The organism is Sinomonas atrocyanea (assembly GCF_001577305.1).
GTDB lineage: Bacteria > Actinomycetota > Actinomycetes > Actinomycetales > Micrococcaceae > Sinomonas > Sinomonas atrocyanea.
Window position 1 is genome coordinate 3,924,256 of the sequence record NZ_CP014518.1, and the last position, 12,990, is coordinate 3,937,245.

A 12,990-nucleotide genomic window follows, 5' to 3' on the forward strand; every position below is an offset into this window, starting at 1 on the left:
GGTGCAAAGCGCGGCGAGCGGGTCAGTGGTGCAGGTGCTCCTGGTCGCGGTGGGCGGCGTTCTCGAGCTGGAACGTGGAGTGCTCGACGGGGACGTCGAAGTGCTCGGCGACGCATTCCTGGAGCTGGACGAGGATCTGCTGGGAGTGGCCGTTGACGAGGCACTCGTCCTTGAGGGTCACGTGGCCCGTGATCACCGGGGTGCCGGTGCCGATGAGCGTCGCGTGCAGATCGTGGACGTCGAGCACGTGCGGCAGGGCGAGCATGTGCTCCCGCACGGCGCGGAGGTCAAGGCCCTTCGGGGTGGAGGCGAGGAGGACATCGGTGGTCTCCTTCAGCAGCCGCAGGGTCCGGGGCACGATCAGGGCGCCGATGAGGAGCGAGACCAGGGCATCGGCACGGGTGAAGCCGGTTACCGCGATCACGATCGCCGCGACGATCACGGCGGCGGAACCGAGCGCGTCGTTGAGCACCTCGAGGAACGCCGCGCGGAGGTTGAAGCTGCTGTGCCGCCCGCCGGCGAGGACCACCAGGGCGATCGCGTTGCCGCACAGCCCGATCACGCCGAACCAGAGCATCGCGGACGAGCCGACTGCGGGCGGTTCGACCAGGCGTCGGATGGCCTCCACGAGGACGAGGGTGCCGACCACGAGCAGCAGTCCCGCCTGGAGCGCGGCCGCGAGCACCTCGGCGCGCCGGTAGCCCCACGTGCGTTCGGGGGTGCGGGGCCGCATCGCGAGCGAGGCGGCGATCAGTGCGATGACGAGCCCGGACGCGTCGGTGAACATGTGCCCGGCATCGGCGAGGAGCGCGAGCGAGCCGGACAGGAGCGCGCCGACGATCTCCGCCGCGAGGATCAGCACGGTCACGCACAGGGCGGCAAACAGCCGCGCACGGTCCTGCGTCGCGTCGGCATGGGAGTGGTCGTGCCCGCTCATCGCCGGCCCCTCTCCGCTTCCCGGTGCGATGCCCGGTCCGATGCCTGAGCCGGATACAGGGTGATCTGGAGCCCACTGGCCCGCCCGTTGGCCGCAGCAGGCGAGCAGCAGTCGCAGGCTTCCTCCGTGCCGGACTCGGCCCCGCAGGCGTCCGCACGTCCGGCGTCCGGGCCGAACGAGGGGGCGCAGCAGACGTCCCCCCGGGCGGCCTCGATGCCCTCCTTCACGGCCACCGCCGCGATGGCCAGGGCCGCGAGCGGGTCGGCCCACCACCAGCCGAAGAGGGCGTTCACCGCGAGTCCCACGAGGACCACGGCCGAGAGGTAGGTGCACAGCAGGGTCTGCTTGGAGTCCGCCACCGCGCTGCGGGAGCCGAGCTCCCTGCCCGCGCGCCGCTGGCCGTAGGAGAGCAGCGGCATGACGAGGAGGGTCACCGCGGTGAGGACCATGCCGGCCGGCGACTCGACGGGTTCCTCGGCGCCGAACAGCTTCAGCGCCGAGGTCACCACGAGGTAGGCGGCCAGCACGAAGAACAGCCACGCGACAACCCGGAGGGCCGCCTTCTCCCGACGCTCGTGGTCATCGCCGGCGAACTGCCAGAAGATCGCCGCGGCCGAGGCCACCTCGACCACGGAGCCGAGGCCGAACCCGATCAGCGCGACGGACCCCGCCGCGATGCCCGCCACGAGCGCCACGACGGCTTCGAGGACGTTGTAGCCGATGACCGCGAGGGAGAACTGCCGGATCCGCCGGGTGAGGACGCGCCGGCGGTCGGTCGGAAGCGCGGCCGTCACGGCGCGCACTCCGGCACGCCGCAGGTGCAGACCGGCTCGACGGCGAGGATCACTCCGAGGAGGTCCGCGAGCGCATGGGCGAGCTTCGGGTCGGAGAGCTCGTAGCGGACGCGCCGGCCTTCCGGCTCCGCGACCACCAGGCCGCAGTCGCGCAGGCACGCGAGATGGTTCGAGAGTGCCTGCCGGCTCACCCCGATCCGCTCGGCGAGGTCGCCCGAGAAAGCGGGGCCGTCCTTGAGCTGCATCAGCACGGCGGCCCGCGTCGGGTCAGCCAGGGCCTTCCCGAATCGGGCCAGGACGGCATGGGTCGTCAGTGTCTGCACCCCTCAACGCTACAGAAGATCCTGTATCGACGAAACCGGGCCCGGTCCTCGGCGGAGCCGGCCTAGTCCGCCCCGACAGCGGCGAGGGCCGCGCGCAGCCGAGTGCCGGCGTCGTCCGCCACTTCACGGACCCGCTCGCTCGAGCTGAGCTGGACCATGGTCTGCGGGTCGATCGCCTCGACGGTCGTGGTGTCCGCGTCCGGGCCCCGGCGCACCACCACGTTGCAGGGCAGCAGCGCCCCCATCTCGGGCTCCGCGGCCAGCGCGCGGCTGGCGAGGTGCGGGTTGCAGGCACCGAGGATCACGTAGTCGCCCACTGCGGTGGCCGCGTCGGGCCCGAGCTTGGCCGCGAAGGTGGTCCGGATGTCGATCTCGGTCAGGACGCCGAAGCCCTGGTCCTTGAGCGCCGAGCGCACGGCCTCGACCGCCTCGGCGTAGGGAAGCTGGACATGGGTGGTGAGTGTGTAGGCCATGCCCCGAGGCTCCCAGCCCGGCGGCGCCGGATCAAGGGCAGGCTGATCCGGCGCCGCGAGGGCAAGCGGGGACGCGGTGAGCGAGCAGGCTCAGAGGCTGTCCAGGAGGTCCTTCATGGACGCGACCTCCTTGGCCTGGGAGTCCACGATCGAGCCGGCCATCGCCACCGCGTCGGGGTGCGCGCCGCCGGCCTTCTCCGTCCGGGCCATCGCGATGGCGCCCTCGTGGTGGGCGATCATCTGGCTCAGGAACAGCCGGGAGGCAGCGCCGGAGTCGGCGGCCCGCAGCTTCCCCAGGTCCTCGGCGCTGAGCATGCCCTCCATGCCGTGGCCGGCATCGCCGGGCATGGCACTGGGCTGGTTCCAGGCGCCCAGCCAGCCCTTGAGCGTCGCGATCTCCGGCGCCTGCGCGCCCTTGATCTGCTGGGCGAGGGCGCTGACCCGGCCGTCGAGGCCAGGCTTGGCCAGCACGATCTCGCTCATCTCCACCGCCTGCTCGTGGTGGGGCACCATCATCTGCGCGAACATGACGTCCTGGGCGTTGAAGGCCGCGCCGGCGGCGCTGGGGGCCGAGGACATGGGCATCGTGTGGCCGTCGTGGGCGGTGCCGGCCGCGGGGGCGGACTGAGCCGTGGCCCCGCAGCCGGCGAGGGCCAGGGCGAGGAGGGCGGCGGCGGGCAGGGCAAAGGTCTTCGCGTTCACAAGTGTCTTCCAATCAGGTGGGCGTGGGTGTGGGCGGGCGCTGGCCCGCCCTCACGTCCGGCTGATCGAGAGTTCTGCGAGGTCCGGCGCGGGCGCCCGGGGCCGCACGGCGGCCGGCACCGCGGCGCGGGGCGCGCGCTGCAGCGCGTCCGACCGCCCGAGCACAACGTCGCCGGGCGGCGCCGGGGGCAGGGCCCCGGGCGCCGGGGTGCAGTGGGCCATCGCGCCGCCGGGGCCCGGCTGCGCATGGGCGCAGGCACCGAGGGAACCGGCTTGCTGCGCGGGGTCCATGTGCTGCGCGGGGGCGGCGTGCTGCCCGGGGCCGGCGGCCTGCATGGGTCCGGCGGGGTGGGCGCCGGCTGCCGGGGCCACGGGCCCGGCGTGGTCGCCGAGCACGTGCATGCCCAGCAGGCCGGCCACGACGGCCGCCACGAGGAGCAGAGTCCGGGCAGATCGCCACAGTTCACGGCGCCGAAGCCGCCGGACGGCCCCGAGGAAGGCCCGGGCTGTGTCGATCTGCACGCTCCCCATCGTCCTATCCGACGGTCCGCGGATCCAAGTCGAGCCGCCGCAGGAGCTGGGCGTTGAGCGCCACGACGATCGTGGAGAGGGACATGAGCACAGCGCCCACGGCGGGAGAGAGCATGATTCCGGCGAACGCGAGGACGCCGGCTGCGAGGGGAACGGTGATCACGTTGTACCCCGTGGCCCACACGAGGTTCTCCCACATCTTGCGGTAGCTGGCCCGGGACAGCTCGACCACGGAGACCACCGAGCGGGGGTCGTTGCCCGCGAGGACGACGCCGGCGGACTCGATCGCGACGTCCGTGCCGGCGCCGATCGCGATGCCCACGTCCGCGCGGGCGAGCGCGGGCGCGTCGTTGACGCCGTCGCCGACCATGGCCACCGAATAGCCGCGGCCCTGGAGCTCGGCAACCTTGCGGTCCTTGTCCTGCGGGAGGACCTGCGCGAACACCTCGTCGATGCCGAGGTCCTTGGCGACGGCGTCGGCCACCTGCTGGGCGTCGCCGGTGATCATCGCGACCCTGATGCCCCGCTCCTGCAGCGCGGCGACGGCCGTGCGGGACTCCTCGCGGACGGAATCCTCGAGGGCGACCGCGCCGATCACCTCGTCGTCGCGGAGGACGTGGAGGATCGAGGCGCCGCGGCCCTTCCATCGGCTGACGGCGTCGTCCAGCTCGGCAGGGCTCTCGACGCCGCGCTCGGCCAGCAGGGCCGGGCCGCCGATCTGGACGAGGACCTCCCCCGCGGAGTCCTGGACGCGGGCCTGGACGCCGCGTCCAGGCTGGACCTGGCTGTCCCGTGCGGCAGGCACGCCGAGGCCACGCTCGGCGGCGGCACGCACGATCGCGCGGGCCAGAGGGTGCTCGCTCTCGGACTCGGCGGCTGCCGCGAGGGCGAGCACGCGGGCCTCGTCCGGGCCCACGGAGGCAAGGCCCACCAGCTCGGGTTCACCCTTGGTCAGGGTGCCGGTCTTGTCGAAGAGGACGGCGGTCACGGTGCGCATGCGCTCGAGGGCCATGCGGTCCTTGACGAGGACGCCGCCCTTCGCCGCGCGCTCGGTCGAGATGGCGATGACAAGGGGGATCGCGAGGCCGAGGGCGTGGGGGCAGGCGATCACGAGGACGGTGACCGTGGCGGTCACCGCCGTGGGCAGCTGGCCGAGGAACGTCCACGCGATGAACGTGAGGATTCCCGCGCCGGCGGCGAAGTAGAAGAGGAAGGCGGCCGCGCGATCGGCGAGGGCCTGGGCGCGGCTCGAGGAGGCCTGCGCGTCGGCGACCATGCGCTGGATCCCCGCGAGCGCGGTGGACTCCCCCACGGCCTCGACCCGGACCCGCAGGCTCGTGTCCGTCGCGACGGTCCCCGCGACCACGGGGTCTCCGGGGCCCCGGCTGACGGTCTTGGACTCACCGGTGATCATCGACTCGTCGAGCTCGGCCGTGCCGGACTCGATCCGCCCGTCGGCAGGCAGCCGGCCGCCCGCGCGGACGAGCACGAGGTCCCCGGGCGCGATCTCGGCCGCGGGGACGATCTGGGTTCCGCCGCCGTCCGGCAGGACGCGCTCCGCCTCGTCGGGAAGGAGCGCGGCGAGGGCCTCGAGCGCGCCCCGCGAGGCGCCGAGGGCCCGCATCTCGAGCCAATGGCCGAGCAGCATGATCGTCACGAGGAGCGCGAGCTCCCACCAGAAGTCCAGGTCGAAGCCCCCGATGCCGAGGCTCGTGGCCCAGGAGGCGAGGAACGCGACCGTGATGGCCATGGCGATCAGCAGCATCATCCCCGGCGTGCGCGACCGGAGCTCGCCGAGGCCGCCCTTCAGGAAGGGCATGCCGCCGTAGACGAAGATGACCGTGCCGAGGAGCGGGCTGATCCACTCGCTGCCCACGAACATGGGGGGCATGGCTCCGAAGAGGTGCCAGAACATGGGGCTGAAGGCCACGACGACGACCGAGAGCGCCAGCGTCAGCCAGAACCTGTCGCGGAACATCGCCACCGAGTGGCCGGCATGCTCCCCGTGGGTATGCATCATGTGCGGGTCGCTGTGCCCCGCGTGGAGCCGGGCAGTCATGTCCTGGGGGTGCTCGCCCTGGGCGCCGTGGTCGTGCTGGACCATCGGGCCCGGCCCGTGCCCGTGATCGTGCGTGTGCTGGTTCACCGTTCTACCCGTTCTTTCCGCAGTGGGGTCAGTTCGGGCTGTGGGGCGATCGGCGGTAGCGGGCTCTCCCGGACCGCGTCCATCGCTGACAGCGCACTCTCAACATACCCCCTAGGGGTATGTCGGTCAAGACGTCAGGGCGCCGCGGGGACCGCCACGCCGGCCTCCGCCTCCGGAGCGAGCGCGCCGAGCACGGCGCGGACGTGCCGCTCCGCCAGCGGCGCCGTCGCGGCGAAGAGGGCCACGTACGACTCGCGCGCGCGCAGGAGCGGCCAGTCCGCCGGCAGCAGCTCGTACGGCATGCCCGGATCGTCCCAGGGGAACGCTCGCCACGTGTCGACGGCCTCGACGCGCAGGCGGAACCCCTCGGCCGGGTCAAGTCCGCCGGCGCGCAGCCGCTCGAGCCGGGCCGCGTTGGCGTCGGCGAACTCGGCGTAGCGCCGCGGGGGCTCGGCCGTGTCGACGATCGCGGGGCGCCGGCCCTCGAACCCGCCGTCCTCGACGCGGAAGGCCATGTAGTCCTCCACCCCGTACGCCTCGGCGATCTCGCGCACCTGCTCCATCCGGTCCCGGGGGCAGAACCACAGGGCGCCGTAGACGGGCGCGAACCCCAGCCACTTCAGCCGGGCGCGGAAGGCCTCGCGGATCTCGCGCTCCGACTCGGGCACAGAGAACGCCACGGCCGTCCACCGCCTGTCCCACCGGACGGCGGGGTCTCCGAACCGGGCCACCTCCTGGGTTCCGATCGCGAGCCGGGCGCGCGCCGCGGCCGTGAACCGGTAGCGCGAGGCGCGGCCCCCGCCGTCGTTCTCGAGGACCCCGCGGGCGGCGAGCCGGCTCAGCGCGGTGGTGACGGCGGACCGGCTCAGCCCCACATCCTCGGCCAGCCGGACGATCGCCCGCGCCGGAAGCCACAGGTCGGTGTGCCGCCAGAACTCGCCGAGCATGGTCACGAGCAGGTGCTGGCTCGTGCCCCCTCGCTGGGGCCTGGGGAAGTCCACCATGGCGGCGCTCGGCCGCACCTGTCCTTCGTAGCGCACCCCCTCATCCTTCCAGCCGGCGAGAAACTTTGCAGTTTTATTGACGGACGTGAGTTTTAACGCAACGATAGTTGCAGGTGACGCGCACCACATTCCTGACAACGTCGTCCTCCAGGAGATCCGCCATGACCGCCGGTCCAACCTCCGCCACGAGCGCCGTGGCAGCCCACGCCCCGGGCCAGCACGCGCGCAAGGCCGCCCTCGCGAGCTTCGCCGGAAGCACGCTCGAGTACTACGACTTCTTCATCTACGGCTCCGCCTCGGCCCTGATCTTCAACAGGATCTTCTTCCCGGGGATCGACCCGCTGCTCGGACAGTTCCTCTCGATGGCCACCCTGGGCATCGGCTACGTGGTCCGGCCCCTCGCGGCCGCCCTCATCGGGCACTTCGGCGACCGGATCGGCCGCAAGCAGATGCTCGTCTTCACCCTCGTCTCGATGGGCCTGGCGACCTTCCTCATCGGCTGCCTCCCGCCCACGGCCGCGATCGGCGCCGCCGCGCCGGTCCTGCTCGTGCTGCTGCGCGTGGTGCAGGGCATCTCCGCCGCGGGCGAGTCCGTCGGCGCCGTCACGCTCTCCCTCGAGCACGCCCCCGCCGGCCGGCGCGCGTTCTTCGCGAGCTGGGTCAACACCGGCGCCGCGGCAGGGATCATGCTCGCCTCGCTCGCCTTCCTCTTCGTCTCCTTCATGCCGCAGGCGGACCTCATCGCATGGGGCTGGCGCCTGCCCTTCCTCGCGAGCATCTTCGTCGCCGTGGCCGGATTCGTGATCCGCCGCCGCATCCCGGAGGCCGAGGTGTTCGAGGAGGCGCGGGAGGCCGGGGAGACCAAGCGGGAGCTGCCCCTCAAGGTCGTGCTGCGCGACTACTGGCCCACGGTCATCAAGGTCATCCTCTTCGGGGTATGGGCCGTCGTGTCCACGATCGTCTCCGCCTTCGGCCTCTCCTACGCCACGAACGGCCACCTCGTCCCGAGCAGCGCCATGCTCGGCAGCATCATCGTGACCGCGGCCCTCGGCATCATCGCCCAGCCCCTCTTCGGCATCCTCGCGGACCGGATCGGGCGCAAGCCCGTCTTCGTCGCCGGCAACCTGATCTGCGCGGCCTCGATCTTCGCCTACTTCTGGTCGATCTCGCAGAAGGACGTCCCGCTCGTGTTCGCCACCTCGATCCTGGTCATGGTGGTGGGCTACGGCATGGTGAACCCGCTGGGCCCCGCGATCGTCGCGGAGATGTTCCCGACCCGCATCCGCTACTCCGGCGCCGCGATCTCCTCCCAGCTCGGGCTCATCCTCACCGGCTTCGCCCCCACGATCGCCGCCGCCGTGGTGCGCCCCGGCCCCGACGGCTGGGTCCCGGTCGCGGTCTTCACCGCCGCCTGCTGCTGCCTCTCGGCGCTCGTGACCCTCGTGTGGGTCCGCGAGACCTACAAGGTGGACACCCACGAGCTGGGCGCGCGGGCGGGGGCCTGAGGCATGGCGTACACCGTGATCATCGAGAACGACGTCGAGACCCTGCTCAGCGACGGGACCGTGCTCCGCTCCACCGTCTACCGTCCTGCGGCCGAGGGCGAACGCTTCCCCGTGCTCATGACCCGCACCCCCTACGGGCGCGACCTGTCGGTCAACTCGGCCTACTTCAACCCCGCCACGGTCGCGGCGGAGGGCTTCGTGGTGGTCCTTCAGGACGTGCGCGGCAGGTTCGGCTCGGACGGCGAGTTCGCCCCGGGCGAGCAGGAGGCGGACGACGGCGCCGAGGCCGTCGCGTGGGCAGCGCGCCTGCCGTACTCCTCGGGCAGGGTGGGGATGTGGGGCCGCTCGTACTTCGCCGAGTCCCAGTGGCGGGCCGCCCGCAGGGCGCCCCAGGGCCTCGCCGCCCTGGCCCCGGGCGTGTGCGCCGCGGGCAACGCGGACAACGGGGCGCTCTTCCGCGGCGGCGCGGTCGAGCTCGGATCCCGCCTGAGCTGGGGCCACGGCTCGATCTCGCTCGAGACGATCCGCCGCGAGTTCGCCTCCGACCCCGCACGCCTGGAGCGCGAGCTCGAGGCGTGGCGGGAGCTGGACGCCGCGTTCGCGGACGGCTCGGCGTACGGCACCCTGCCGCTGAACGACCTCAAGTCCCGCGCGTGCACCTTCATGCAGTCCGCCATCATCCCCTCCGCCGGCGCGGACCCCGGCGCCGAGGCGTCGGAGGCGTGGGACTGGCCGGCCTCCGAGCCGGTGCCGCTCGCCACCCTCCACCTCGGCGGCTGGTTCGACATCTTCCTGCCGAACACCCTCGACCAGTACCGCCGCCAGCTCGAGGCCTCCCGGCGCGACCCCGCGGTGCCCCGCCCCCGCCTGATCCTCGGCCCCTGGAGCCACGCGAGCTTCACCGGCCTCTTCCCTGACGCCGCGTTCCCGGGCGGCTCGGCGGCCGCCCTCGGCCCCTACGGAGACCTCTCCTCGGTCCACGCCCAGTGGTTCCGGCACATCCTCGCGGACGGCCCCGAGCCCGCGGCGCCGCCCGTGCTCGTCTATGTCCTCGGCGAGAACCGGTGGCGCGGCTTCGACGAGCTGCCCGCACCCACGGGCCGCCGCGAGCTCTTCCTCGGCGCCGGCGGGACCCTCGCCGGCCGCCCGGGCGAGGACGCGGCAGTGGCCTATGACTACGACCCGCTCGACCCCGTCCCGTCCACCGGCGGCGCCACGATGCACCTCGGCGCCGACTTCCCCGGGCCCGCGGAGCAGTCGCGCGTCGAGGCCCGCGCGGACGTCCTCACCTTCACCACCGAGCCCCTCGCGGAGCCGCTCACCGTCTTCGGCGAGGTGACGGCGCGACTGTTCGCGTCGTCGTCGGCCGTCGACACCGACTTCGTGGTGCGGCTGTGCCGGGTCACCCCGGACGGGCGCTCGCTGGCCCTCGCGGACGGGATCGTGCGCGCGTCGTGGCGGGACGCGTGCGCGGACGGCGGCGCCTTCCGCGCGGGGGTGCCGCGGCGTCCCCTCACGCCGGGGGCGGTCGAGGAGTTCGCGGTGAGCCTGTGGAGCACGGCGTGCACGTTCGCGGCGGGCGAGCGGATCCGGGTGCAGGTCACCTCGAGCTGCCACCCCCGCTGGGACAGGAACCTCAACACGGGGGCGAGGGCCTCTGGCTCCTCGGACACGGTGGTGGCCCACCAGCGGGTGCATCTGGGCGACGGCACGCCGAGCCGGATCACCTTCGGGGTCCTCGGCTGAGCCGGGTACTGTCCCAGCCATGACGCAGATGCCGCAGCCGCCCGCCCTGGAGTACGCCGGGACCCTCTCGGTCCTCATCGGCGACCCGATCGACGTGGGCCCCACGCCGGAGGGCCACCGCAGGATCATCCCCATCACCGGGGGCACCGTGTCCGGGCCGCGCCTGAACGGGCGCGTGCTCCCGGGCGGCGCGGACTTCCAGATCCTCCACACCCCGGAGCTCTCCCAGCTCGACGCGCGCTACGCGGTCCAGACCGAGGACGGCGCGGTCGTCTCGGTGGACAACGCCGCGATCCGGTCCGGGTCCGCCGAGGCGCTGGGCCGGATCGCGCGCGGCGAGCCGGTGGACCCCGCGGAGATCTACTTCCGCTGCGCGCCGCGGCTGCGGTCCTCGGCGCCGCGCTGGGACTGGGTGAACCGCACCCTGTTCGTGGGAACCGGGGAGCGGTACCCGGACCGCGTCGTCGTGCACGTCTTCGCGGTGGGCTGAGATCCGGCGCGCGGGGCGAGCCGCGCCCTTGCCCTGCCGCCGCGCGCGCATAGGGTGTAGCCATGGCGGATGCAGTGGGGCTCCTGCGCGAGCTGGCCGAACAGCACCAGGTGGCGACCTCCTACGCGGGGTGGGACGGCACCCGGCAGGAGGTCTCAGCGGAGACGCTGAGGTCCGTGCTCGGCGCCCTCGGGGTGCCGACCGACTCGGCGGAGGCGATGCGCGCGGCCCTCGCGGAGGCGGAGACCGGGCCCTGGCGCCGGCTGCTGCCGCCCGTCGCGGTGGTCCGCCAGGGCGCGGGCGCCACCGTCGATGCCCACGTCCCGCACGGCACCGCCCTCACGCTCTGGGTCACGGCCGAGGACGGCACGGAGTACGCGGCCGAGCAGGCTGAGAACTGGGTCGAGCCGCGCAGGGTCGACGGCGTCCTGATGGGGCGGGCGTCCTTCCTCCTGCCGCCGGACCTCCCCTCGGGTGGCACACCCTGCACGCCCGCAACGAGGACCGCAGCGCCGAGGCGGTGCTCGTGGTCACCCCGGACCGCCTCGCCACCACGGGCCGGCTCTCGGACCGCCAGCGATGGGGGCTCATGGCGCAGCTCTACTCCGTGCGGTCCCGGCGTTCGTGGGGCATCGGCGACTTCGCCGACCTCGCCGACCTCGCGGCCCTCGGCGCCGGAGAGGGCGCGAGCTTCGTGCTCGTCAACCCCCTGCACGCCTCCGGGCCGGTGCCTCCCCTGGAGGATTCCCCCTACCTGCCCTCGACGCGGCGCTTCGTGAACCCGCTCTACCTGCGCATCGAGGACATCCCCGAGTACGGCTACCTTCCCGCCGAGGACCGCGCCCGCATCGAGGAGCTCGCCCGCGGCCGCCGGTCCGCCAACAGTTCCGCGGCGCTGCTCGACCGGGACGCCTCCTACGCCGCAAAGCTCGCCGCGCTGGACCTCGTGTGGCGCGTGCCGCGGAGCCCGGCCCGCGAGCAGGCCTACGCGCGGTTCTGCGCCGGGGCGGGGCAGGGGCTGGCGGACTTCGCGCTGTGGTCCGCGCTCACCGAGCGCGCCGCCTCCTCCGCGGCAGAGGCTTCGGCGGCCGACGGCGCGTCCCCGGCTCCGGAGCTCCCGGCACCTGCGGAGGCCGGCCGCCTGCGCGAGGAGCACGTCGAGCGGATCGACTTCTACCGCTGGCTCCAGTGGGTCTGCGACGAGCAGCTCGAGGCCGCGCAGCGCACCGCGCTGGCCGGGGGCATGGAGATCGGGCTGCTCCACGACCTCGCCGTGGGCGTGCGCCCGGACGGCGCCGACGCGTGGACCCTCTCCGAGGTCCTCGCCGCCGGCGTCTCGGTGGGCGCGCCGCCGGACATGTTCAACCAGCAGGGGCAGAACTGGAGCCAGCCGCCCTGGCACCCCACCCGCCTCGCCGAGTCCGGCTACGCGGCGTACCGCGACATGCTCCGCACCATCCTCCGGCACGCCGGCGGCATCCGCGTGGACCACATCCTGGGCCTGTTCCGGCTCTGGTGGATCCCGGAGGGCTCCTCCTCGCCCGCGGAGGGCACGTACGTGCACTACGACCACGAAGCCCTCGTGGGCATCCTCGCGCTCGAGGCCCAGCGGGCGGGCGCGATCGTGATCGGCGAGGACCTCGGCACCTTCGAGCCCTGGGTGCGGGACTACCTCGCCGAGCGGGGCGTCTTCGGCACCTCGATCCTCTGGTTCGAGTACGACGACGCCGGCGCTCCCCTCGCGCCCGAGAAGTACCGGCAGGGGTGCCTCACCAGCGTCAATACCCATGACCTCCCGCCCACGGCGGGCTATCTCGCGGGCGAGCACGTGCGGCTGCGGGAGTCCCTCGGCCTGCTCGAGCGCCCCGTCGAGGAGGAGCTCGAGGCAGCCCGCGCGGAGATCTCCGGCGTCCTGGACCTCGCCCGCGAGCGCGGGCTCCTCCCGGCCTCCCCCGCGGACGGGGCCGAGGGCGGCGCGGACGAGCAGCGCGTCATCGAGGCCCTCTACGAGCTCACGGCCCTGGCCCCCTCGAGCCTGCTCGGCATCGCCCTCGTCGACGCCGTCGGGGACCGCCGCACCCAGAACCAGCCCGGCACGCACCGCGAATACCCCAATTGGCGCATCCCGCTCACGGGGCCGGACGGGGCCGCGGTCCTGCTCGAGGACCTGCCCGCCACCGCACGGTTCGCCTCCCTCCTCGCCGCGATGCGCGAGGCGGTGGACGGCACCGACCGGGCCGGAGGATGATGAGCATCACGGCTGCGGCCGGCTGAGTCGGCGCGTCGGCTTTGGGAAGATCGCCCGGCCGGTGCCAGACTAGGCGGGCGCTCGCGGGGCC

At 73.5% G+C, this 12,990-nt stretch carries 11 protein-coding genes and 1 pseudogene; 4 read left to right on the top strand and 8 right to left on the bottom strand.

Going from position 1 to position 12,990, the window contains the following annotated elements; genetic code table 11:
- Window positions 1-22 precede the first annotated feature (22 nt).
- From SA2016_RS18010 to SA2016_RS18045, 8 genes are all read right to left on the bottom strand, one after another.
- Window positions 23-937 (bottom strand): cation diffusion facilitator family transporter, encoded by a 915-nt coding sequence (locus SA2016_RS18010; RefSeq protein WP_066500808.1) that lies wholly within the window; start codon window positions 935-937, stop codon window positions 23-25.
- Window positions 934-1,731, bottom strand: a complete 798-nt coding sequence (locus SA2016_RS18015; protein WP_218030620.1) for a cation diffusion facilitator family transporter — start codon at window positions 1,729-1,731, stop codon at window positions 934-936. The genes SA2016_RS18010 and SA2016_RS18015 overlap by 4 nt, the downstream gene beginning before the upstream one ends.
- A complete protein-coding gene (locus SA2016_RS18020) occupies window positions 1,728-2,054 on the bottom strand; it encodes an ArsR/SmtB family transcription factor (protein WP_066500810.1) in 327 nt (108 codons plus the stop codon). Before SA2016_RS18020 ends, SA2016_RS18015 begins: the two co-directional genes overlap by 4 nt.
- A 62-nt stretch (window positions 2,055-2,116) precedes the next feature.
- On the bottom strand, window positions 2,117-2,527 hold the full coding sequence (locus tag SA2016_RS18025; RefSeq protein ID WP_066500812.1) for a DUF302 domain-containing protein: 411 nt from the start codon (window positions 2,525-2,527) through the stop codon (window positions 2,117-2,119).
- 90 nt (window positions 2,528-2,617) lie between these two features.
- Entirely contained in the window at window positions 2,618-3,229 is a 612-nt protein-coding gene (locus tag SA2016_RS18030; protein ID WP_066500816.1) for a DUF305 domain-containing protein, read from the bottom strand.
- A gap of 51 nt (window positions 3,230-3,280) precedes the next feature.
- Window positions 3,281-3,751, bottom strand: coding sequence for a DUF6153 family protein (locus SA2016_RS18035; protein WP_141305665.1), 471 nt, complete (start codon window positions 3,749-3,751; stop codon window positions 3,281-3,283).
- Between the two features lie 13 nt (window positions 3,752-3,764).
- Complete coding sequence (locus SA2016_RS18040; RefSeq protein WP_066502819.1) at window positions 3,765-5,864, bottom strand: heavy metal translocating P-type ATPase; 2,100 nt, start codon at window positions 5,862-5,864, stop codon at window positions 3,765-3,767.
- A gap of 176 nt (window positions 5,865-6,040) precedes the next feature.
- Window positions 6,041-6,946 carry a PaaX family transcriptional regulator gene (locus SA2016_RS18045; protein ID WP_066500821.1) on the bottom strand — a complete coding sequence of 302 codons (906 nt, stop codon included), beginning with the start codon at window positions 6,944-6,946 and terminating at the stop codon, window positions 6,041-6,043.
- A gap of 125 nt (window positions 6,947-7,071) precedes the next feature.
- Between SA2016_RS18045 and SA2016_RS18050 the strand changes: the two genes are divergently transcribed.
- The 4 genes and pseudogenes from SA2016_RS18050 to malQ all read left to right on the top strand — a co-directional run bounded on the left by SA2016_RS18050 (window position 7,072) and on the right by malQ (window position 12,899).
- Entirely contained in the window at window positions 7,072-8,415 is a 1,344-nt protein-coding gene (locus tag SA2016_RS18050; RefSeq protein WP_066500822.1) for an MFS transporter, read from the top strand.
- Window positions 8,416-8,418: 3 nt separating this feature from the next.
- Window positions 8,419-10,161, top strand: a complete 1,743-nt coding sequence (locus SA2016_RS18055; RefSeq protein ID WP_066500825.1) for a CocE/NonD family hydrolase — start codon at window positions 8,419-8,421, stop codon at window positions 10,159-10,161.
- 19 nt (window positions 10,162-10,180) lie between these two features.
- On the top strand, window positions 10,181-10,651 hold the full coding sequence (locus SA2016_RS18060) for a DUF3237 domain-containing protein (RefSeq protein ID WP_066500828.1): 471 nt from the start codon (window positions 10,181-10,183) through the stop codon (window positions 10,649-10,651).
- A gap of 62 nt (window positions 10,652-10,713) precedes the next feature.
- Window positions 10,714-12,899 (top strand): annotated as a pseudogene (malQ, locus tag SA2016_RS18065) (4-alpha-glucanotransferase).
- Window positions 12,900-12,990: the final 91 nt, after the last annotated feature.